Source organism: Streptomyces sp. NRRL WC-3605 (genome assembly GCF_001509795.1).
Classification (GTDB): domain Bacteria; phylum Actinomycetota; class Actinomycetes; order Streptomycetales; family Streptomycetaceae; genus Streptomyces; species Streptomyces viridochromogenes.
Map to the genome: position 1 here is coordinate 56,778 of NZ_LLZN01000061.1, position 20,753 is coordinate 77,530.

Annotated in this window: 19 protein-coding genes; 7 read left to right on the top strand and 12 right to left on the bottom strand. The window is 73.1% G+C overall.

The features are described from left to right. Positions 1 to 17: 17 nt before the first annotated feature. The gene (locus ADL34_RS19770; protein ID WP_062670089.1) at positions 18 to 368 is read right to left on the bottom strand and encodes a DUF488 domain-containing protein; all 351 of its coding nucleotides are present in this window, start codon (positions 366 to 368) and stop codon (positions 18 to 20) included. 87 nt (positions 369 to 455) lie between these two features. On the opposite strand from ADL34_RS19770, the gene ADL34_RS19775 reads away from it, so the two are divergent. From ADL34_RS19775 to ADL34_RS19785, 3 genes are read left to right on the top strand one after another with little or no spacing between them, the layout of a single operon-like run. Further along, positions 456 to 1,199, top strand: a complete 744-nt coding sequence (locus ADL34_RS19775; protein ID WP_062670091.1) for a L,D-transpeptidase family protein — start codon at positions 456 to 458, stop codon at positions 1,197 to 1,199. A gap of 31 nt (positions 1,200 to 1,230) precedes the next feature. Continuing rightward, on the top strand, positions 1,231 to 1,935 hold the full coding sequence (locus ADL34_RS19780) for a response regulator transcription factor (RefSeq protein WP_062670093.1): 705 nt from the start codon (positions 1,231 to 1,233) through the stop codon (positions 1,933 to 1,935). Beyond that, the gene (locus ADL34_RS19785; protein WP_062670095.1) at positions 1,932 to 3,755 is read left to right on the top strand and encodes a sensor histidine kinase; all 1,824 of its coding nucleotides are present in this window, start codon (positions 1,932 to 1,934) and stop codon (positions 3,753 to 3,755) included. Before ADL34_RS19780 ends, ADL34_RS19785 begins: the two co-directional genes overlap by 4 nt. 36 nt (positions 3,756 to 3,791) lie before the next feature. On the opposite strand, the gene ADL34_RS19790 is transcribed toward ADL34_RS19785, so the two are convergent. Together ADL34_RS19790 and ADL34_RS19795 are read right to left on the bottom strand one after the other, a co-directional pair. Further along, complete coding sequence (locus tag ADL34_RS19790; RefSeq protein WP_062670097.1) at positions 3,792 to 4,025, bottom strand: WhiB family transcriptional regulator; 234 nt, start codon at positions 4,023 to 4,025, stop codon at positions 3,792 to 3,794. A gap of 104 nt (positions 4,026 to 4,129) precedes the next feature. Then, positions 4,130 to 5,347, bottom strand: coding sequence for a saccharopine dehydrogenase family protein (locus ADL34_RS19795; RefSeq protein ID WP_062670098.1), 1,218 nt, complete (start codon positions 5,345 to 5,347; stop codon positions 4,130 to 4,132). 109 nt (positions 5,348 to 5,456) lie between these two features. Here ADL34_RS19795 and ADL34_RS19800 point away from each other — a divergent pair, with 109 nt between their 5' ends. Then, entirely contained in the window at positions 5,457 to 6,164 is a 708-nt protein-coding gene (locus ADL34_RS19800) for a TetR/AcrR family transcriptional regulator (RefSeq protein ID WP_062670099.1), read from the top strand. 13 nt (positions 6,165 to 6,177) lie between these two features. Here the strand turns inward: ADL34_RS19800 and ADL34_RS19805 are convergent, their stop codons facing one another. Beyond that, entirely contained in the window at positions 6,178 to 7,086 is a 909-nt protein-coding gene (locus ADL34_RS19805) for a LysR family transcriptional regulator ArgP (RefSeq protein WP_062670102.1), read from the bottom strand. 66 nt (positions 7,087 to 7,152) lie between these two features. On the opposite strand from ADL34_RS19805, the gene ADL34_RS19810 reads away from it, so the two are divergent. Both ADL34_RS19810 and ADL34_RS19815 read left to right on the top strand, forming a co-directional pair. Then, positions 7,153 to 7,767, top strand: coding sequence for a LysE/ArgO family amino acid transporter (locus ADL34_RS19810; protein WP_062670104.1), 615 nt, complete (start codon positions 7,153 to 7,155; stop codon positions 7,765 to 7,767). A 78-nt stretch (positions 7,768 to 7,845) separates the two neighbouring features. Beyond that, entirely contained in the window at positions 7,846 to 9,144 is a 1,299-nt protein-coding gene (locus ADL34_RS19815) for an MFS transporter (RefSeq protein WP_062670106.1), read from the top strand. A gap of 6 nt (positions 9,145 to 9,150) precedes the next feature. Here ADL34_RS19815 and ADL34_RS19820 read toward each other — a convergent pair whose 3' ends face one another. The 5 genes from ADL34_RS19820 to ADL34_RS19840 form a co-directional block, all read right to left on the bottom strand. Continuing rightward, positions 9,151 to 9,606, bottom strand: a complete 456-nt coding sequence (locus ADL34_RS19820) for a cyclic nucleotide-binding domain-containing protein (RefSeq protein ID WP_062670109.1) — start codon at positions 9,604 to 9,606, stop codon at positions 9,151 to 9,153. A 336-nt stretch (positions 9,607 to 9,942) separates the two neighbouring features. Further along, positions 9,943 to 10,164: a hypothetical protein gene (locus ADL34_RS19825; protein WP_062670110.1), complete on the bottom strand. Its 222-nt coding sequence runs from the start codon at positions 10,162 to 10,164 to the stop codon at positions 9,943 to 9,945. A 33-nt stretch (positions 10,165 to 10,197) separates the two neighbouring features. Continuing rightward, a complete protein-coding gene (locus ADL34_RS19830; protein WP_062670112.1) occupies positions 10,198 to 12,444 on the bottom strand; it encodes an FUSC family protein in 2,247 nt (748 codons plus the stop codon). Between the two features lie 27 nt (positions 12,445 to 12,471). Then, a complete protein-coding gene (locus ADL34_RS19835) occupies positions 12,472 to 13,863 on the bottom strand; it encodes an NAD(P)/FAD-dependent oxidoreductase (protein ID WP_062670115.1) in 1,392 nt (463 codons plus the stop codon). Between the two features lie 132 nt (positions 13,864 to 13,995). Further along, on the bottom strand, positions 13,996 to 15,903 hold the full coding sequence (locus tag ADL34_RS19840) for an AMP-dependent synthetase/ligase (RefSeq protein WP_062670116.1): 1,908 nt from the start codon (positions 15,901 to 15,903) through the stop codon (positions 13,996 to 13,998). Between the two features lie 151 nt (positions 15,904 to 16,054). On the opposite strand from ADL34_RS19840, the gene ADL34_RS19845 reads away from it, so the two are divergent. After that, entirely contained in the window at positions 16,055 to 16,324 is a 270-nt protein-coding gene (locus ADL34_RS19845; RefSeq protein WP_062670118.1) for a DUF6480 family protein, read from the top strand. Between the two features lie 31 nt (positions 16,325 to 16,355). Here ADL34_RS19845 and glgB read toward each other — a convergent pair whose 3' ends face one another. The 3 genes from glgB to ADL34_RS19860 form a co-directional block, all read right to left on the bottom strand. Then, positions 16,356 to 18,578 carry a 1,4-alpha-glucan branching enzyme gene (gene glgB, locus ADL34_RS19850; RefSeq protein ID WP_062739801.1) on the bottom strand — a complete coding sequence of 741 codons (2,223 nt, stop codon included), beginning with the start codon at positions 18,576 to 18,578 and terminating at the stop codon, positions 16,356 to 16,358. A gap of 3 nt (positions 18,579 to 18,581) precedes the next feature. Continuing rightward, positions 18,582 to 19,943: a maltokinase N-terminal cap-like domain-containing protein gene (locus ADL34_RS19855; protein ID WP_062670120.1), complete on the bottom strand. Its 1,362-nt coding sequence runs from the start codon at positions 19,941 to 19,943 to the stop codon at positions 18,582 to 18,584. Positions 19,944 to 19,984: 41 nt separating this feature from the next. Then, the coding region (locus ADL34_RS19860) for an alpha-glucosidase C-terminal domain-containing protein (protein ID WP_199835599.1) at positions 19,985 to 20,753 on the bottom strand (769 nt) is incomplete at its 5' end.

The following is a 20,753-nucleotide window of genomic DNA, read 5'->3' on the forward strand; positions in this document are numbered from 1 at the left end:
GGACACCCCCGGGGCCGTCACTCCTCCAGGAGGCGGGCCAGCACCGCGGCGTGACTCGTGTCGGGGGTCTTCGACGCCGTCAGCAGCGTCACGTCCCCCTCACCGGCTGTCTCCCGCAGCCGGGCCAGGAGCCCGGCCGCCTCCGGGGTGTCCAGCTCCGCCTCGTAACGGCCCGCGAACTCCTCGTAGGACGCCTCACCCGCGTGGTACCAGCGCCGCAGCTCGGTCGACGGGGTGAGGCCCTTGGGCCACTCGTCGACGCGGGCCGCGTCCTTGGACAGACCGCGCGGCCACAGCCGGTCGACCAGGACCCGCACCCCGTCCCCCGGCTCGGGCGGATCGTAGACGCGGCGGACGCGCACAGTCATGACCGGGCCTTCCTCTCGGACGGGCGGCGCCGGACACGCCGCGCCGGACCTGACGAGTTCCTCACACCTGTCCGTCAGGGTCGTCACATGATCCCGCACAAGCCCCGAGTCGTCCTGCTGGCCACCTCCCTCCTCCTCACCGGCTGCGGAGCCGGTGCCGTGGCGACACCCGGCGACAAGCCCGCGGCACCCGTCCGGACCACGACCGCCCCACCCCGCCCCACCGCCACGGCGACCGCCCTCCCACAGCAGCTGCCCGGACTGGGCCCCGAGACCCTGGCCCAGGTCCCGGTCCACACCTGGCAGGCCGTCGTCGTCACGGGTCACGGCAAGGACTCCGCCCGCTCCGACGTCGTCCTGTACACACGCACCGGCACCGGCTGGCGGGCCGGCGAGCGCTGGCCCGCCCACAACGCGCTGCGCGGCTGGACCGGCCACCACCGCGCCGGCGATCTGCGCTCGCCCGTCGGCGTCTTCACCCTCAGCGACGCCGGCGGCCTGCGGCCCGACCCCGGCACCAAGCTGCCCTACGACCACGGCCGGGGCTTCACCGCGACCGGCACCGGCTTCGAGGGCGAACCCCTCGCCGGGTCCTTCGACTACGTCGTCGCCATCGACTACAACCGCCGGCCCGGGACCACACCGCTCGACTGGACCCGCCCCCTCGGCGCCGGACGCGGCGGCGGCATCTGGTTCCACGTCGACCACGGCGGCCCCACCCAGGGCTGCGTCAGCCTCTCCCTGGATCACATGCGAACGCTGCTGCGCACCCTCGACCCCGCCCGGCATCCCGTCGTGGTCATGGGCGACGCCGCCTCCCTCGCCCGCTGACCCCGCCGGCCGAACGCTTAGGATCCGCCGCGTGTGCGCACATGTGCTGGTGGCCGAGGACGACGGGATGCAGGCCGAGCTGATACGCCGCTCCCTGCTCGCGGAGGGCCACACCGCGACTGTGGTCCACGACGGGCCGGCCGCCCTCGACGCCGCCCGCAGGCTGCGGCCCGACCTCGTCGTCCTGGACCTGATGCTGCCCGTGATCGACGGCTTCGGCGTCTGCCGGATGCTGCGCGGGAACGACGAGAACCCGGACATCCCGGTGCTGATGCTGACGGCCCGCTCCGCGGAGGACGACGTCCTGCTCGGCCTGGAGCTCGGCGCCGACGACTACATGACCAAGCCGTACAGCCCCCGCGAGCTGATGGCCCGCATCCGCACGGTGCTGCGGCGCAGCGGCCGGGCCGACGGCCGCCGGGAGGAACCCGTCGTACGGGCCGCCGGGATCAGCGTCGACCCGGCACGGCACGAGGTGCGGTGCGACGGGGAGCCGGTGGAGTGCACCCCGGCCGAGTTCCAGATCCTGCTCGCCATGACGGCCGAACCCGAACGGGTCTTCTCCCGGCGGCAGTTGCTGGAGTGCACGCGGGGCACCGACCGGGCCTCCACCGAACGGGCCGTGGACGTGCACATCATGAACCTGCGCAGGAAGATCGAGGCCGACCCGCGCCGGCCCGCCCGCCTGCTGACCGTGTTCGGCGTCGGCTACAAGCTGAGCGGAGGCCGGGGGTGAACCGGCGCATCCCGGTGCGCAAGCGCCTGCTGGTCCGGCTCCTGGTCGCCTCGGTGCTGATCGCCGTCTGCTCGGTGGCGGCGACCGCCTGGCTGGCGGTGGCGACCACCACCCGGGCACTGCGCGAGGAACAGGGCCAGGTCCTCGCCGAGGACATGGACGTCCTCGCCCGGCTCAGCGGGTACGCCGCCACCCACGCCGACTGGCGGGGCGTCGACCGGACCGTGCGGGACCTGGCCGGCCGCACCGGGCGGCGTATCGCCCTGACCACCACGGACCGTACGGTCCTCGCCGACTCGGCCGCGCCCGGCACCCCGCTGCCCCCGCGCGCCGCCGCCACCGTCGACCCCCTGCGCGTCGACACCTACACCGAGCACGGGGCACAGAGGGCCGGTGTCGACCCGAGGGCCGTGGGGCCGTACCGGCTCACCGCCTCCGAACGGGCCAAGCTCGACAAACTGGCCGTGGTGCGGCGCAACTGCTTCGCCCGCAACGGCTACGACACCTCCATCGTGCGCGCGCCGAGCGGCCGGCCGGTGGTCACCGACGTCGACGGTCCCGTCGCGGGCGGCACCGTCCCCGAGGAGTGTGCCGACGGACAGCTCAACACCCCCACCCCGACCGAGGACAAGGCTCTCAGCGACCTGTCCGCCCGTATCGCCTCCTGCCTCGGGAAACAGGGACTCACGCACGTGCCGCCCTCTCTCGGCGTCGACATCACGCGACTGGGCCTCTCCCCGCGCCCCTACGGGCGCAAGCCGACCGCCCACGACGAGCCGGAGGGGCCGGCCGCCGCCCAGCGCTGCACCGTCCAGGCCCGCCGGGCGCAACTCGACCCGTACGTCGCCCCCGTGGCCGAACTGTTCCTGGGCGGCGGCGACACGACCGCCCCCGTCCGCTTCGACATGTCGCCGGCCAACAAGGCCAAGGTCGCGGGCGCCGCCGGCCTGGTGCTCGCCGTCACCGTGCTGGTCTCCGCCGTCGTCGCGACCCGGCTGGTCAGACCGCTGCGCGCGCTGACCGCGGCGGCCCAGCAGCCGCCCGAACGGCATGTGCGGGTGCCCGTCACCACCCGCGACGAGACCGGCGTCCTCGCCGCCGCCTTCAACGAACTCACCGAGCGCCGCGAACGGTTGGAGGCCCAGCGCAAGGCGATGGTCAGCGACATCGCGCACGAACTGCGCAGCCCGCTCACCAACATCCGCGGCTGGCTCGAGGTCACGCGCGACGGAGTCGTCGACCCCGACCCCGCCCTGCTGGCCTCGCTGCACGAGGAGGCCCTGGTCCTGCAGCGGGTCATCGACGACCTGCAGGACCTCGCCGCCGCCGACGCGGGCACCCTGCGCCTGCACCGCGAACCCGTCCGCGCCGACGAACTCCTCGGCCAGGTCGCCGCAGCCCACCAGGTCGCCGCCGACGCCGCGGGGGTCGCCCTGCGCACCACCGCCGAGGGGACGCCCTGGCTGGACGCCGACCCCGTCCGGATGCGGCAGGCGCTGGGCAACCTGGTGTCCAACGCGCTGCGGCACACCCCGTCCGGCGGCACGGTCACGCTCTCCGCCCGGCCCGGCGACGACGACGTCGTCCTGGAGGTCGCCGACACCGGGACCGGGATCGCACCCGACGATCTGCCGCACGTCTTCGAGCGGTTCTGGCGCGCGGAGAAGTCCCGCAGCCGACGTACCGGGGGCAGCGGGCTCGGCCTGCCGATCGTCCGGCAACTGACCGCCGCGCACGGCGGGACCGCCGAGGCGGCCGGTGCGCCGGGCGCAGGCGCGGTGTTCACGCTGCGGCTCCCGGCGGGCGAGGCGCCCGAGTGAAACGCCCGGCGGGGTGGTGCCCCGCCGGGCGTCCGGTCATCCGGCGCGCTCCCGCAGGGCCCGCCGTTCCGCCTCGCTCGTGCCGCCCCAGACCCCGGTGAACTGGTCCATGTCCAGCGCCCAGCGCAGGCACGCCTCCCGCACCGGGCAGCGCCGGCACACGGCCTTCGCCTCCTCGGTCTGCATCAGGGTCGGCCCGGAGGTGCCGATCGGATAGAAGAGGTCGGGGTCCTCATGGCGGCAGGCGGCGTGGTCTCGCCAGTCGTCCATCAAAGTCACCTGCGATCGTCGACGTGCCCTCGGTGGAGGAATTACTCGGTTTCGAGTCGCCTGTCGACCCGCGGTGAAACCCGGCGGGGCTCCGCGGAATCAGGTCACTGCTCGCGCATGCCCCACGGGGAGCCGTAGGCGGTGAGCAGATCCAGGAACGGCCGGGCCGGGAACGCCTCCGGTCCGAGCACACCCGCCCCCGACCAGGCGCCGGTGGCCAGGAGTTCGAGGGCGACCACCGGGTTGAGGGCCGTCTGCCAGACCACGGCCTGGGAGCCGTACTCCGTCATCGACCACTGGTTGTCGACCACGTGGTACAGGTACACCTCGCGCGGCGCGCCGTCCTTCACGCCCCGCACCCAGGTGCCCGCGCAGGTCTTCCCGTGCATCCGCTCGCCCAGCGTCGCCGGGTCCGGCAGGCACGCGGCGACGACGTCCCGCGGCGAGACCCGCACCGGCCCGTCCGCGCCCGGCACGGTCACCGGCTCGGTCCGGTCGAGCCCCAGCAGGTGCAGCGTCTTGAGGGTGTCGACGAACTCCTGGCCGAGACCGTACTTGAAGGTGACCCGGCGCGCGTCCACCCAGCGCGGCACGAGCAGCACCTCCTCGTGCTCCACGTTCACGCACTCGACCGGGCCGATGCCCTCCGGGAAGTCGAACACCTCGGGCTCGCTGAACGGCGCCGTGGTGAACCAGCCGCGGTCCTTCTCGTAGACGACCGGCGGGTTGAGGCACTCCTCGATGGTGGTCCAGATGCTGAACGAGGGGGCGAAGTCGTAGCCGTCGACGGTGAGGTTCGCGCCGTCGCGCACCCCGATCTCCTCGATCTCGTCGAAGAGTTCGTCGGCCGCGTAGCGGGCGAAGACGTCCGACAGGCCGGGCTCCACGCCCATGCCGACCAGGGCGAGCGCGCCCGCCTTCTCCCAGTCGGCCGCCTGCTCGAACTGGGCGTCCCCGAGCTTGACCCCGCACTCCTCGTAGGGACGGTCGGGGTGCGGCTTCGACAGGGACATCGCCATGTCGACATAGGTGGCCCCGGCGGTGCGCGCGGCCTGGAACAGCGGCATCACGAAGCGCGGGTCGGTCGCGTTGAGCAGCACGTCGCAGGCGTGCCGCTCCAGCAGCGCGGCCACGGCCGGCTCGTCGCTCGCGTCGACGTGCTCGGCGCGGAAGCGCGCGTCGCCGTCGAGTGCGGCGACCGCGGCCTCGGCTCGCGCGAGGTCGTAGTCGGCGACGACCATCGCCTCGAAGAACGGACGCCGGGCGGCGATCCGGGTGATGGCGGTACCCACCCCGCCGGCTCCCACGAGCAGTACACGCATGACAAGACTCCCTCGGCTGAAGGCGGACGACGTGGTGGGGCCCCGGGTGGGATGCAACGCCGCCCCGCCACGTAAGGTCAATGCCGTTGGCATAAGGATGGAGGACGGGATGCCGAAAGCGGTCGTACCGGAGGAGAAGCGGCGCCGGCGTCGCCCCACCAGGAGCGGCATCGTGCTGTCCGAGCGCCTCATAGTCGACACGGCGCTGCGCATGCTCGCCGAGCACGGCAGCGCCGGCCTCACCGCCCGCCGGCTCGGCCTCGCCCTGGACGCCGACCCGAGCACGCTGTACCGCTACTTCCGGGGCATGGACGACCTGACCCTGGCCATCGGAGACGCCCTGATCGGCCGCGCCCTGGAGGGCTGGGAGCCCACGGGGGGGTGGCGCGCCGACCTGCGGACCGTCGGCACCCGCATCCACGCCGCCTACGTCGCCCACCCGCACGCCGCCGTACTGACCACGAGCCGTGTCACGGGACGGGCCAACGAGCTCGCCGCCGACGAGACCGTGCTGGACATCCTGCGCACGGCCGGCTTCCCGCTGCCCGACACCGTGCGCGTCTACCACGCCTTCATCGACCAGACGCTGGCCTTCGCCGCGTTGGACGCGGCCTCGCTGACGCTGCCGAGCGCGTCGCTGCGCGCCGACGAGGAGAAGTGGCGCTCGACGTACGCCCGGCTGCCGCACACCACCCATCCCCGGATCGCCGAGGCGGCGCCGCTGCTGGCCCGGCACATGGTGACCAGCGCGTATCCGACGGCCCTGGAGATGCTGCTGGACGCGGCGGAGGCCCGGCTCACCGCCTGCCGCGCCTGACTCCGCGGGCCCCTCAGGTGCGCAGCGCCTCGCGGGCGGCGGCCACGACCGCCTCCGTCACCGTGACCAGGGCCGGCGAGTGCAACTTCCACTGCTGCCAGTACAGCGGGACGTCGACCGGCCGCTCCGGGGCCAGGGAGACCAGCCGTCCCTCCGCGACGAGCGGCTCCGCCTGCGCCTCGGGGATCATGCCCCAGCCCAGTCCGGCGAGCACGGCGGACAGGAAGCCCTCGGAGGTGGGCATCCGGTGGCGCGTGGGGCCGGCGTGCGCGGCGCCGCCCCCCAGCCCCCGCACGAAGGCGTCCTGCAGGTCGTCACTGCGGTCGAAGGTCATGACGGGGGCCGCCGCCAGGGTGTCCGCGAGCGGCCCGGTCAGATAGCGGCCGGGGAACTCCGGGCCGGCCGCGGCGAGGTAGCGCATCCGGCCCAGCGTCCGTACCGAGCAGCCCGCGACGGGCTCGGCCGAGGAGGTCACCGCGGCCATCACGAGGCCCTCGCGCAGCAGGGTCGCCGTCCGGCTCTCGTCCTCCCGGCTCAGCTCGAAGCAGAGCGGCGGCTCGTGGCGGACCCGGGTGAGGGCGGGCAGGAACCAGGTGGCGAGCGAGTCGGCGTTGACCGCGACCGACACCCGTGTCGCCTCGGCTCGCCCGTTCATGCCCAGCTCGGCCCGCGCGTCGCGTTCCAGCCGGGCCAGCTGGCGGGCGAACCGGACGACGATCCGGCCGGACTCGGTCGGCCGCACCGGCTTGGTCCGCACGAGCAGCACCCGCCCGGTGCGCTGCTCCAGCGCCTTGACCCGCTGGCTCACCGCCGACGGCGTCACGTGCAGGGCGGCGGCGGCCGCGTCGAACGTCCCCTCGTCCACCACCGCCAGCAGGGTCCGGACCTGGTCCAGGGGCAGCTCGGTCAGCTCCGTCTTCATGTGCGCTAAGGATACGTAAGAATCTTTAGCTGTACGCCGGGAGATCACCTGTCTAGCGTCGACCTCATGACCAGCGCCCTGACCACCGCCGTCGCCGGATTCGGCACCGGCCTCTCCCTGATCGTCGCCATCGGCGCGCAGAACGCCTTCGTCCTGCGCCAAGGCATCCGCCGCGACGCCGTCCTCGCCGTCGTCGGCATCTGCGCCCTGTCCGACGCGCTCCTGATCGCCCTCGGGGTGGCCGGGGTCGGCGCGGTCGTCGTGGCGTGGCCGGGGGTGCTGACGGCGGTGGCCTGGGTGGGCGGGCTGTTCCTGCTCGGTTACGGCGTGCTGGCCGCCCGGAGGGTGCTGCGGCCGTCCGGCGCCCTGGTCACCGACGGCGACGCGGCGGGCTCACGGCGCCGGGCGGTGCTGACCTGCCTCGCCATGACCTGGCTGAACCCGCACGTCTACCTCGACACCGTCTTCCTGCTCGGCACCATCGCCGCCGACCGGGGCCCCCTGCGCTGGACGTTCGGGCTCGGCGCCGCGGTGGCCAGCCTGTGCTGGTTCGCGGCGCTCGGCTTCGGGGCCCGCCTGCTGAGCCGCCACCTCGCCAGGCCGGGCGCCTGGCGGGTGCTGGACGCGGTGATCGCCGTCACGATGATCGCCCTCGGCGCCTCCCTGATCGCCGGAACCTGAGACGCCCGTCCGCACACCCGGCCGGTACTGCGATAGTGATCCCCGGACAAAAAGATGTAACGAGCATCCAGGAAGCCCGTGGACACCAGCGAGAGCAGCATCGACCCGCAGGAGAAGGAACCCTCCGCGACACCCGCCGCACCTCCGGGCCGGCGCCGCTGGGCCATGGACACCCGGCCGCTGCGCCGCCCCGCCTACCGGCGGCTGTGGTCGTCGACCATCGTCACCGCCGTCGGCAGCCAGCTCACCGCGGTCGCCGTCCCCAAGCAGGTCTACGACATCACCGGCTCCTCGGCCTGGGTGGGCGCCGCGAGCCTCGCCGGGCTGGTGCCGCTCACCGTGTTCGCGCTGTGGGGCGGCGCGATCGCCGACAGCATGGACCGCCGCCGGCTGCTGCTGATCACCAACATCGGGATAGCCGTGACCTCGGTGCTGTTCTGGCTCCAGGCCGCCGCCGGGCTGGAGTCGGTCGCCGTGCTGATGGTGCTGCTCGCGCTCCAGCAGGCCTTCTGGGGCCTGAACTCTCCGGCCCGCAACGCCTCGATCGCCCGGCTGGTGCCGGAGGACGAACTCGCCGCCGCCAACGCCCTCGGCTCCACCGTCATGCAGACCGGGCAGGTCGTCGGGCCGCTGCTGGCCGGGGTGCTGATCCCGGTGGTCGGTCTGGCCGAGCTGTATCTGATCGACGCCCTGGCGCTGTGCGTCACGGTGTGGGCGGTGTACCGGCTGCCCGCGCTGCCGCCCCTGGCCGCCGCCGTCCGGCGCCGCGCCGGGCTGCGGGAGATCGCGGAGGGCTTCCGCTACATCTCGCTGCACAAGGTGCTGCTGCTGTCCTTCCTCGCCGACATCATCGCGATGGTCTTCGGGATGCCCCGCGCGCTGTTCCCGCAGCTGGCGAGCGAGACGTACGGCTCCTACGGGGAGGGGCTCGCCCTCGGCCTGCTGTTCGCGGCCGTCCCGGTCGGCGCGGTGGCCGGCGGGCTGTTCTCCGGCACCTACTCCCGGGCCCGCCGGCACGGCTGGATGGTGATCGGCTCGGTCGTCGCCTGGGGGCTGGCCGTGACCGCCTTCGGGCTCAGTTCCAGCCTGTGGCTCGCGGTGGTGTTCCTGGCCCTGGCCGGGGTCGCCGACATGGTGTCCATGGTCTTCCGCGGGGCGATCCTGCTGTCCGCCGCCAGCGACGAGATGCGCGGCCGGATGCAGGGCGTGTTCACCGTCGTCGTCGCGGGCGGCCCGCGCCTCGCCGACGTCCTGCACGGCACGGCGGGCTCGGCGTTCGGCGCGCGCACCGCTACGGCGGGCGGCGGCCTGCTGGTCGTCGTCCTGATGCTGGGCCTGGCCGCGGCGGTACCGGCCCTGCGCCGCTACCGCGTCTGACGGCGCTCAGTACACGGTGCGCCGCGCCTGCGCGTGCCGCTCCATCAGCTGCCCGCGGGTCATCTCGAGGCGGTGCGCGAGGATCTCGGCGACGTAGCGCACCAGCGTGAGCCCGAGCGCGGTGTCCTCGTCGCAGAGCCGCAGCACCGCGGCCGCCTCGAACTCGTACGCCCGCACCGGGCTGAAGGCCTCCGCGCCGAAGTCCCACTGGTACGGCGGGAACAGCCACGACCAGCCGAGCAGGTCACCGGCGCCGAGGCTGGCCACGGTGATCCGCTGGGTGGCGGACACCTGCTGGTCCAGGGTGACGGCCCCGGAGCGGATGACCCAGAAGCGGTCGGCCGTACCGCCGGACTCGAAGATGCGGGTGTCCTCCGGGAAGGAGGTCTCCCGGGCGAGCGTCATCAGGCGCTGACGCTGCGGCGGTGGAAGGGCGGTCAGCAGTTTGATCGCTTTGGTCATGGCAGGGGGCTCCTCACCGACGACAGGCATTCCGGTGTTTCCCTGCGTCCATTGGAGCGGCTGCGGCGGCCGGGGGCACCTCGGCGGCGGGCGGTTCCGGCCGGCGGCCCGTGCGACCGGCCCGCGCGGGCGGGAAGCGGGCAGGATGAGGGCAGGAAGCGGGCATGAAAAAGCCCTGGCTGGACGGGGGAAGCCAGCCAGGGCTGTCAGAGGTGGTTCACGGGGGACGGATACGGTCGACCCCGTGACCACGTATGGATGAACCGTAAACCATTCCTTCGGCGTCTCGGTAATCGAGACCGGGGTACGTGACCCGTTTCACTCCCATCGGAGCCTTCACGGGTGATCGGCGTTCTTTCCCGGGGTCAGGATCTCGTCCAGCACGGTGAGAACCGCCTCGTACGTCAGGGTCCGCACGCCGGCGTCCCGAGCCCCCTCGGGATCGGTGGCGCGCAACTCCTCGCTCCGCCCCCTCCACGTCCGCTCCTCCTGCCGCGCCCAGGCCCGGGCGCGCTGCATCCGCCGCAACAGTTCGTCTGCGTCCACGACATCGGTCATGCACACCGCCTACCCCGCCGGGGCCCGATGCGCTCATCCCTCCGACGCCTTCACGGGCACGTCCAGCGGACGGGCCAGACCGGTGACGGCCTCGTCCAGACGCTGCAGATGCCGCAGCACGTGCTCGGTGACCCGGCCCTGCCCCGGCGGGGCCGGCGCGCTCGGCCCCAGCAGCGAGGCGATGCTCGGACCGGTCTCGATCGTGTCGCCGGCGTCCTCGTCGGTGACGTGCGCGGTGATCGCCTCCAGGTTCCGCCCGATCCGGCCCGTCGCGCCGCGCAGCCGGGGGTCGGGCGCGATCGAGGGACGGCTGAGCAGCAGCTCGGCCGACGCGGCCAGGGTGCGCGCGTGGTACGCGCATGTCTCCAGCAGCGCCACGACATAGCGGGCGGTCTCCCGGCGGGACCGCAGCGGCGTCGCCGGATGCGTCAGCGGCTGGACGGCGGACCGCAGATCGGCCAGCGCCTGGTCCAGGTCGCGGGCCTGGTCCATCAGGTCCCCGGGCGGCCCGCCGCTGAGCTGGTCCACGGCGCTGTCCGTCACCTCCCCGAGCCGCCGCAGCACCGTGGCGAGCAGGTCGTTGGTCCGCCGGTCGGTCCGCACCGGCAGCACGAACGCCGCAGCGATCACCCCGCAGGCCGCGCCGAGCGCCGTCTCGCCGACCCGCAGCACGAGCACCGACAGGCTGTAGGTGTGCAGCAGGGTGTACAGCAGGCCCAGCGCCGCCGTCACGAAGAACGACGACAGCGTGTACGACAGCGGCGCCGAATAGAACATCGCGAACACGAACAGCAGGACCAGCGCGAACGCCGTCCCCGTGTGGTGCCCGACCGCGCCCGCCAGCACGATGCCGGCCAGGACCCCCAGCACCGTGCCGACCAGCCGGCGCGAGCCCTTGACCAGGATCTCGCCGGTGGACGCGGTGTTCAGGAACACGATCCAGCACGTCAGCACCGCCCAGTACCAGCGGTCCCGCGACAGCAGCTCCCCGCCCACGATGGCCAGCAGCGACCCCACCGCGACCTGCACGGCGGCCCGCGTGGTCCGCCGCTCCAGCCCTGTCGCCTCCTCCTTGGACTCCTCCTCTTCCTCCGCGTCGAGGACCGCGTCCTCCGCGTCCAGCTCCTCCCGGGAGCGCGCCGTCGCCGGGGAGTCGTCCGACTCGTCCTGGGCCCCGCCCAGCGCGATCCGCAGTCCGAGGACCGCCCGCGCCGTGTCGCCGACGGCCCGGAAGGCGTCCTGCACGGCCGGGGACGCGACGGGCACGTTCTCCTCGTCCCGGTAGCCGAGGAGCCGGTTGCGCAGATGGGCGACGCCGGTTCCGCCGGCCGCCTCGACCGGGCGCAGCACCAGCACCCGCAACGCGTCCAGGTCGCGGCGCAGCGCCGTCGTCGCCTCCTCGCGCACCGGCTGCCGGCCGCCCGACGGCACCGGCGCCCCCGGCAGATGCAGGGCCAGCGTGTCCACGCGCTCGGCGCCGCGCGCCCGCAGCAGCGCCAGCCCCAGTCGCTCGGCGGCGATCTCGGCGTCCGCGATGCGCCGCTGGACGAGCCGGGCCACCGCCTCGTCGGCGGTCCCGTCCGCGAGCCGCCCCTGGATCAGCAGCGCCGTCTCGTGCAGCCGCGCGGTGCCCTCCCGCACCCGCCGCAGCGCCCGGTCCGCCTCGTCCGGCCCGGCGTCGAGCAGGTCGAGCTGGGCCGACAGCAGCTGGGCCATCCGGGCCCGGAAGGCGCTCCGCAGCCGCTCCAGCACGCCGACCGGCGTCTCCGGGACCAGCGCGAACCGCATCAGCGCACTGCACCCGAAGGCCACGGCCACCGCCGCGTACAGCTCGGGCAGCCCCTCGGGGGTGGCCCCGACGAAGAGGGCCACGAAGTACATCTGGAAGCCGATCAGGCCGAGCGCGGTGCCCCGGTCGCCGAATCTGCGCCCGTAGACGGCACAGAAGATCAGCGCGACGAAGACGAGGTCCCCGCCCACGACCCTGTGGTGCAGCAAGGACGCGAGCGACATCGACGCCAACGCCACCGGCAGGCCGACGGCCAGGGTGACCGCCTGCCGGGAGCGCTGCTTCTCACGGATGGCGAAGGTGGAGACCATCGCGACCAGTGCCCCGGTCACCAGGTGCGGCAGATCCGTGCCGAGGACGGCCAGCACGGTGACCGTCAGGCCGATCGCCCCCACCGTCCGCACGGCCGCCGCCAGCCTCAGCAGACCAGGGTCCGACGCCGCGACACGGTCCCTCAGCCGCGCCCGCGCCGTATCCTCCGCCGCCCTCACGCCGCCCCGCTCATTTCCCCGCCACCGTCACGAGGACGTGCCGGCGTCTGCGCCCCCGTCCTGTGCGGCGATCTGCTTCTTGAGCTGCTCCGGCGTCAGATACGCGTGCGTGAACTCGAAGTCCTTCAGCTTGGCGGGCCGGCGCGCCTGGAACCCGGTGCGCACGAAGTCGTCGCCGGCGACGGCGTTCAGCATCCAGTTCGTCATGACGCGGGCCTTGGCGACGTTGGTGCGCAGAGCCGACCAGTGGTAGCCACGGGCCACCGCCACCGCGGGCAGGCCCTTCAGCTCCACCCCGAGCGGCTTGGACACGGCGTCGAAGCCGCCGAGGTCGACGACCAGGCCGAGGTCCTTGTGCTCGTACGGCCGCAGCGGCTGGCTGCGCATCGCGGCGATGACGTTGTCGGCGGCCACCTTGCCCTGGCGCATGGCGTGCTGCGCGGTGGGCGGGCACACCGCGCCCTCCTCGTCCTTGGCCAGGTCGGGCACCGCGGCGGCGTCGCCGAGCGCGAAGACGCCGTCGTGCCCGGGCAGGCACATCTCGGGGGTCACCGCGAGCCGGCCGCGGACCGTCTCCGCGCCGAGCGTGCCGATCAGCGGGCTGGCCACGACACCGGCGGTCCAGATCAGCGTGTGCGTGGGCACCACCCGGCCGTCCGTGAAGGTGACCTCCTCGGGGCCGGCCTTCGCGATGGACACGCCGAGGGAGATCTCGATGCCGCGCCGGCGCAGGATCTCCTGCGCGTCCCGGCCCAGCTTGTCGCCGAGTTCGGGCATCAGCTTCGGCGCGATGTCGATCAGATGCCACTTGATCAGCCGCGGATCGAGCCGCGGATAGCGCTTGACCGCGTTGTGGGTCAGCATCTGCAGGCAGGCCGCCGTCTCGGTGCCGGCGTACCCGCCGCCGACCACGACGAACTGGAGCCGGGCCGCCCGCTCGGCGGGGTCCTGGCAGGCGTCGGCGAGGTCGAGCTGCGAGATGACGTGGTCGCGCAGATAGGCGGCCTCCGCCAGCGTCTTCATCCCGAACGCGTGGTCGACGAGCCCCGGGATGTCGAAGGTGCGCGTGACACTGCCGGGCGCCAGCACGATGTAGTCGTAGGGCTCGTTGACGATGCGGTCGGTGATGGTGCGCACGACGCACACCTTGGACGCGAGGTCGACCCCGATGGCGCCGCCCGGGATGATCCGGGTGCGGTACCTCCGGCTGCGGCGCAGCGACAGGGCGATGGACTGCGGGGTGAGCACACCGGAGGCCACCTGGGGCAGCAACGGCAGGTAGAGCTGGAAGGAGGACGGGGTCACCAGGGTGATCTCGGCCTCGTCGGGAGAGAGCTTGCGTTCGAGCCGGCGTACGCATCCGACTCCCGCGAAGCCCGCGCCAACCACCAGGATCCTGGGTCGTGTCACGCTGATCATCCCTTCTGCGGCTCCAGGCGGTCTGCCTCGATGTCGTTCGCCTGCCCCTGAATCGCCGCTTCGCACGCCTCGATCCCATCGCGCCCGGGGACGTTCCGCCAGCCGGGAGGGGCAGGCAGATGAACGCGGCCGTCAGCCGAACACGCTGTCGCCCTCGTCCCAGTGCGCCACCTCGTCCGACAACTGCTCGCGCGGCACCCGCGAACGTGCCTGGTACATCGCGTCGATCTGCGCCTCGTAGTGCCGCACGATCGCGTCCCGGCGCAGCTTCATCGACGGCGTCAGCAGACCGCTGGCCACGTCGAACGCCTCCGGCAGCACCCGGAACACGCGGATCGACTCCGGACGCGACACCGCGCTGTTGGCGGCGGCCACGGCCCGGCCGATCTCCTCCCGCAGCGCGTTCTCCTCCCGTGCCTCGCGGGCCCGCGCGTCGCTGCGGGCCGCCAGGGAGTCCCGCCAGAACGCCAGGAACTCCGGGTCCAGGGTGATCAGCGCCCCGATACAGGGCCGGTTGTCGCCCACCACCACGGCCTGGTGGACCAGCGGATGCTGCCGCAGCCGCTGCTCCAGGAGCGCCGGTGAGACGCTCTTGCCGCTGCTCGTGATGATGACGTCCTTCTTGCGGCCCGTGATCGTCAGATAGCCGTCGGAGTCCAGCCGTCCGAGGTCCCCGGTCGCCAGCCAGCCGCCGCGCAGCGCGGTCCGCGTCGCGTCCTCGTTGTTGACGTAGCCCTGGAACACCGACGGCCCGCGCACCAGGATCTCCCCGTCGTCGGCCACCCGGATGTCCACGCCCGGCAGCGCCTGGCCCACCGTGCCCGACATCTCGCGGCCCAGCGGCTGCGCGGTCACCCCGCCGCAGGTCTCGGTCAGGCCGTAGCCGTCGTTGACGTAGATGCCGATGCCCTCGAAGAACAGCGACAGTTCGCGGTTGAGGGGCGAACCGCCGGAGGTGGCCCGGCACACCCGGCCGCCCAGCGCCTCCCGCAGCTTGCGGTACACCGTGCGCTCGTACAGGGCGTGCTGCAGCCGCAGGTCGAAGCCGGGGCCGGGCCCGCCGCCCAGGCGGTGGCGCTCCAGCGCCGCCGCGAAGTCCCGCGCGGTGTCCGCGGCCCGCTCGAACAGGGCGCCGCGGCCGGACTGCTGGGCCGCGCGCAGGAAGTTCTTGTAGATCTTCTCGAAGATCGACGGGACGGCCGTGAAGTATGTCGGGCGGAACGTCCGCAGCGCCGAGGCGAGCGCCTCCCCGCTGAGATCCGGCTCGTGCCCCATCAGCATCCCGCCGCGGACGCACAGGCCCTGCACGAGCAGCCCGTACACATGGGAGAACGGCAGGAAGGCGAGGACGGAGCCCTGCCGCTCGCCGGGCGGGACGACCGTGTGGCCCCAGCCCGCCAGGAGCGTGTCGCAGGGGCTCGCCAGCCCCTGGTGGCTGAGCGCGCAGCCCAGCGGGCGGCCCGTCGTCCCCGAGGTGTACATGATCGCCGCGGTGGAGTCGGGCAGCACGATGCGGCGCAGCGACTCGACGGTCGCGAACGGCACGAACTCGCCCGCCTCGACGAGCTGCTGGAGCCCGCCGGCGTCCAGCTGCCACACATGCTTCAGCCTGGGCAGCGTCCCGCACACCGACCCGACCGTCATGATCGCCTGCTCGTCCTCGACGACGACGGCCACGCACTCGGCGTCCCGCAGGATGTACTCGACCTGGTCGCGCGACGACGTCGGGTAGATCGGCACCACCTCGGCGCCCACCGCCCACAGCGCGTAGCCGAACACGGTCCACTCGTAGCGGGTGCGCGCCATCACGGCGACGCGGTGGCCCGGGGAGATGCCGGACGCGATCAGGCCCTTGGCGAGGGCGGTGACCTCGTCGCGCACCTCGACGGCGGTGACCTCCTCCCAGGTGGTGGCGGAGGGGTGCGGGCGGCGCGCGAGCAACGGGAGCGTGGGATCGGCGGCGGCCGTCTCGAAGAGGCTGTCGGCGAGCCCTCCTGTCAGGGGCCGGACGGGCGGGGGAGCGAGGCCGAGGTCGCGCATGCGCTGCTCCTGTTATGTACCGGGTGTGACATCACCGATGAGTTCTGTTATCGGCGTCGCCCGAATCTAGCCCAGCCGGGAGCGTGTGGTGCCCTGATCTGACAATTGACGTCGTTCGGTGATCTCGGCCGGAAGGGGGAACCCGGAGCGCATGACACACGCGACCCCCCAACCGAACTCAGAACCCAGCCGGCGCCCGAACCCCGACCCGGAGCCCGAGCGCACCACGGGCCTCGAACCGGGCGGTTCCGTGCCGCCCGGCGAGACCCCGCCCGCCGAGAGCAGCATGCCCGGCGCGGGCCCCCGCGAGACCCACAACCCGACCACCGGCTGGGCGAAGGCCCCGCTGACCCTGATCCTCGTCGTCACGGCGCTGATCGCCGCGTTCTTCCTCGTCTACGCCCTGATCCTGATCTTCTGACCCGGGCCTCCTTGAACGGGGCCACGACCCCTCACAGGCCCGGTGTGAGCCACACCGTGGCCAGCGGGGGCAGCGTCAGGCGCAGCCGCCCGTCCTCCGGCTTGAGCGGGCCGGGGTTGGTGACGTCGCTGCCGCCGTACCGCGCGGCGTCGGTGTTCAGGGTCTCGCGCCACGCCGTGACGTGGTCCGGGACCCACAGACCGTAGTCGTGCCGGACCACCGGAGAGAAGTTGGAGACGCAGAACAGCGGCACACCCTCGGCGTCGTAGCGCAGGAACGCGAAGACGTTGTCGTCGGCGGCGTCCCCCAGCGACCACTGGAAGCCGCCGGGATCGGTGTCGCGCTGCCACAGCGCCGGCGTCGCCTGGTACGCGGTGTTCAGATCACGGACCAGATCCCGCACCCCCCGGTGATCACCGGCCGAGGCGTACCCGGGATCGAGCAGCCACCACTCCGGGCCGTGGGCCTCCGACCACTCCGCGCCCTGCGCGAACTCCTGCCCCATGAACAGCAGCTGCTTGCCGGGGTGCGCCCACATGAAGCCCAGATACGCGCGGTGGTTCGCCCGGCGCTGCCACCAGTCGCCCGGCATCTTCGACACGAGCGCCTGCTTGCCGTGGACGACCTCGTCGTGCGAGATCGGCAGGACGTAGTTCTCGCTGTAGGCGTACACCATCGAGAACGTCATCTCGTTGTGGTGGTACTTGCGGTGCACGGGCTCCTTGGCGATGTACTCCAGCGAGTCGTGCATCCAGCCCATGTTCCACTTGAGCCCGAAGCCCAGCCCGCCGCTGTCCGTCGGCCTGGTCACGCCCTCCCAGGCCGTCGACTCCTCGGCGATCGTGACGACCCCGGGATTGCGCCGGTAGACCGTCGCGTTCATCTCCTGGAGGAACGCCATCGCGGCCAGGTCCTCCCGCCCGCCGAAGGCGTTCGGCGCCCACTGCCCGGACTCGCGCGAATAGTCCAGGTAGAGCATCGAGGCGACCGCGTCGACCCGCAGCCCGTCGATGTGGAACTCCTCGCACCAGTACGTGGCGTTCGCGACCAGGAAGTTGCGCACCTCGGTCCGCTCGGTCCGCCCGAAGTCGAACTCCAGGGTGCCCCAGTCCGGGTGCTCGGCCCGCCGGGCGTCCCCGGGCTCGTACAGCGGGTCCCCGTCGAACCGGGCCAGCGCCCAGTCGTCCTTCGGGAAGTGCGCCGGGACCCAGTCCATGATCACGCCGATGCCGGCCCGGTGCAGCGAGTCGACCAGGTACTTGAAGTCGTCCGGGCTGCCGAGCCGGGACATGGGCGCGTAGAAGCCGGTCACCTGGTAGCCCCAGGACCCGGCGAACGGGTGCTGCGCCACCGGCATGAACTCGACGTGCGTGAACCCGAGGTCGGCGACGTACGCGGGCAGCTCCTCGGCGAGCTGACGGTACGTCAGTCCTGGCCGCCAGGACGGCAGGTGCACCTCGTACACGGACAGCGGGGCCTCGTGCACCGGGACGTCACCGCGGTGCGCCATCCACCGCGCGTCGCCCCACTCGTAGTGCGAGGCGTGCACCACGGACGCCGTGTCCGGCGGCACCTCCGCGCACCGCGCCATCGGGTCGGCCCGCAGGAAGCGCTGCCCGTACCGCGAGGTGATCTCGAACTTGTACCGGGTGCCCTCGCCGATGCCGGGCAGGAACAGCTCCCACACCCCGGACGCGCCGAGGGAACGCATCGGGAACGCCGTCCCGTCCCAGTGGCAGAAGTCCCCGGCGACCCGCACGCCCTGCGCGTTCGGCGCCCAGACCGTGAAGCGGGTGCCGCGCACGCCCTGGTGCTCCATGGGCTCGGCGCCGAGCGCCTTCCACAGCTCCTCGTGCCGGCCCTCCCGGATCAGGTGGAGGTCGAGCTCGCCCAGGGCCGGCAGGAAGCGGTACGGGTCGTGCGTCTCGTGCTCGTCGCCGCCGTCCTCCTGGTACGACACCAGCAGGGTGTACGCGGGGATCCGCGGCAGCGGCAGCAGCGTGGAGAACAGGCCGCCGCCCTCCGAGACCAGCGCGGTGCGCTCGCCGTCCACCAGGACGCTCACCGCCCGCGCGAACGGGCGCAGCGCGCGTACCGCGATCCCGCCGGGGACGGGATGCGCCCCGAGCAGGGCGTGCGGATCGTGGTGGGTGCCCGCCAGCAGGCGGTCACGGTCGCCGGGGTCCAGGGCCGGAGCGGGCGCGCTCCGGCCCGCTCCGGCCGACTCGGGGCGCGAGGTCTCGTGCAGGGCCATCGGTCAGGCTCCTCTCACGGCGAGGCGTTCGATCGCCGCCATAGGTACGGGCAACCAGTCGGGTCGGTGCCGGGCCTCGTACAGCACCTCGTACACGGCGCGGTCGGTCTCGTAGGCACGGAGCAGTCCGTGCTTCTTGCGCGGGTCCCACCCGGCGAGCGAGGCGTAGCCCGCGCAGTAGGCCTCACGGCAGCGGCGCGCCCACTCCGGGCGCCACGGCCGGCGCTGCCGGGCGGCGTAGTCGAAGGAGCGCAGCATCCCGGCGATGTCGCGCACCGGGGAGTGCACGCCCCGCCGTTCGGCGAGCGGGCGGGACGGCTCGCCCTCGAAGTCGATGACGAACCACTCGCGCCCGGCCCGCAGCACCTGACCCAGATGCAGGTCGCCGTGGATGCGCTGGTCCGGTGGGCCCGGATCGCAGCCGGCGAGCGCGCCGAAGGCCGTGCGCAGCCCGGGGACATGGGGCTGGAGCGCGGGCACGAAGTGCGCGGCGAGCTCCAGACGTTCGGTCATGGCGGCCGCCATCCGGCCGTTCTCGCCGTGCGCGCGGGACGGGAACGCCGACGCCAGCGCCAGATGCACCTCGGCCGTCGCCCGGCCCAGCTGGCGCGCCTCGGCGGTGAAGTCGTCACCGGAGGCGAGCGCGGCCAGCGCCAGCGTCCAGCCGTCGGAGGCGTCCCGCAGGAACGGCTGGACCACCCCGAGCGTGGCCTCCCAGGGGCTCGTCGTACGGAACCAGGCCACCGGGGCGGGCACCCGCCGGCAGCCCTGCCCGGCCAGCGCCCCGGACAGCTCCAGATCGGGGTTGACCCCGGGCTGGATGCGCCGGAACAGCTTCAGGATGAACGCGTCGCCGTACACCAGCGAGGAGTTGGACTGCTCAGCGTCCAGCAGCCGGGGCACGAGTCCGGCCGGCACCGGCACGGACGGGTCGCCCTCGAAGCGCAGCGGCCCCGCCTCCCCGGGGTGCCGCAGCCGCTCCAGCAGCAACTGGGCCGAACGGGGGTCCTGGAGCGCGTCGAAGACCGTCATCCCGGCCAGCGGCCCTTCCTGAGCCCGGCCGATCAGCGCCCGGCCGAGCCGAGGCGAGGGGTTCTGCCGCACGCCGAGCAGCAGCTGGTAGCAGTCACCGGCCGGCGGGGCGCCGCCGGGTGACGGCACGGCCGAGTGGCCGGCGTGCACCAGCAGGTGCAGACAGCCCGGGAAGAGCTCGGTCATGGACAGCAGGACGAGGTCCGTGACGGGCCGGTCCTTGCCGGCGAACCAGCGCTGCCGCGGCAGCCATTCGCGCAGCAGGCCGGAGAGCGACGCCATGGGGCCGGCGTCGGCCGTACGGCCCGGTCGGGCAGTTGCGGTCTTCTGCATGGTGACGCGTCCTTTCCTCGGCAGTCGCTCGAAGCTCAGGCTCAAGATCGTCTGCCGATGCGGGATGCGACTCGGGTGAGCCGGAACCAGTAGAAGCCGTGGCCCCCGAGGGTCAGCAGATACGGCAGCTCGCCGATGGCGGGGAAGCGCACGCCGCCGAACAGCTCGACGGGGATGCGTCCGCTGAACTCGCGCAGGTCGAGTTCGGTGGGCTGCGAGAAGCGGGCGAAGTTGTGCACGCAGAGCACGAGGTCGTCCTCGTACTCGCGCAGGAAGGCGAGGACGGCCGGATTGGAGGAGTGCAGCTCGGTGTAGGAGCCGAGTCCGAAGGCGGGGTTCTGCTTGCGGATCTCGATCATGCGCCGGGTCCAGTGCAGCAGCGAGGACGGCGAGGACATCGACGCCTCGACGTTGGTGACCTGGTAGCCGTAGACCGGGTCCATGATCGTCGGCAGGCAGAGCCGTCCGGGGTCGCAGGTGGAGAAGCCGGCGTTGCGGTCGGGCGTCCACTGCATCGGGGTGCGTACGGCGTCGCGGTCGCCGAGCCAGATGTTGTCGCCCATGCCGATCTCGTCGCCGTAGTAGAGGATCGGCGAGCCCGGAAGGGAGAGCAGCAGCGCGGTGAACAGCTCGATGGAGTGACGGTCGTTGTCGAGGAGCGGGGCGAGGCGCCGGCGGATGCCGATGTTGGCGCGCATGCGGGGGTCCTTGGCGTACTCGGCCCACATGTAGTCGCGTTCCTCGTCGGTGACCATCTCCAGGGTCAGCTCGTCGTGGTTGCGCAGGAAGATGCCCCACTGGCAGCCCGAC

Coding starts and splice junctions, on each gene's coding strand:
- ADL34_RS19770 (WP_062670089.1), bottom strand. CDS start 368: ATGACTGTGCGCGTCCGCCGCGTCTACGATCCGCCCGAGCCGGGGGAC.
- ADL34_RS19775 (WP_062670091.1), top strand. CDS start 456: ATGATCCCGCACAAGCCCCGAGTCGTCCTGCTGGCCACCTCCCTCCTC.
- ADL34_RS19790 (WP_062670097.1), bottom strand. CDS start 4,025: ATGGACGACTGGCGAGACCACGCCGCCTGCCGCCATGAGGACCCCGAC.
- ADL34_RS19795 (WP_062670098.1), bottom strand. CDS start 5,347: ATGCGTGTACTGCTCGTGGGAGCCGGCGGGGTGGGTACCGCCATCACC.
- ADL34_RS19800 (WP_062670099.1), top strand. CDS start 5,457: ATGCCGAAAGCGGTCGTACCGGAGGAGAAGCGGCGCCGGCGTCGCCCC.
- ADL34_RS19805 (WP_062670102.1), bottom strand. CDS start 7,086: ATGAAGACGGAGCTGACCGAGCTGCCCCTGGACCAGGTCCGGACCCTG.
- ADL34_RS19810 (WP_062670104.1), top strand. CDS start 7,153: ATGACCAGCGCCCTGACCACCGCCGTCGCCGGATTCGGCACCGGCCTC.
- ADL34_RS19820 (WP_062670109.1), bottom strand. CDS start 9,606: ATGACCAAAGCGATCAAACTGCTGACCGCCCTTCCACCGCCGCAGCGT.
- ADL34_RS19825 (WP_062670110.1), bottom strand. CDS start 10,164: ATGACCGATGTCGTGGACGCAGACGAACTGTTGCGGCGGATGCAGCGC.
- ADL34_RS19835 (WP_062670115.1), bottom strand. CDS start 13,863: ATGATCAGCGTGACACGACCCAGGATCCTGGTGGTTGGCGCGGGCTTC.
- ADL34_RS19840 (WP_062670116.1), bottom strand. CDS start 15,903: ATGCGCGACCTCGGCCTCGCTCCCCCGCCCGTCCGGCCCCTGACAGGA.
- ADL34_RS19845 (WP_062670118.1), top strand. CDS start 16,055: ATGACACACGCGACCCCCCAACCGAACTCAGAACCCAGCCGGCGCCCG.
- glgB (WP_062739801.1), bottom strand. CDS start 18,578: ATGGCCCTGCACGAGACCTCGCGCCCCGAGTCGGCCGGAGCGGGCCGG.
- ADL34_RS19855 (WP_062670120.1), bottom strand. CDS start 19,943: ATGCAGAAGACCGCAACTGCCCGACCGGGCCGTACGGCCGACGCCGGC.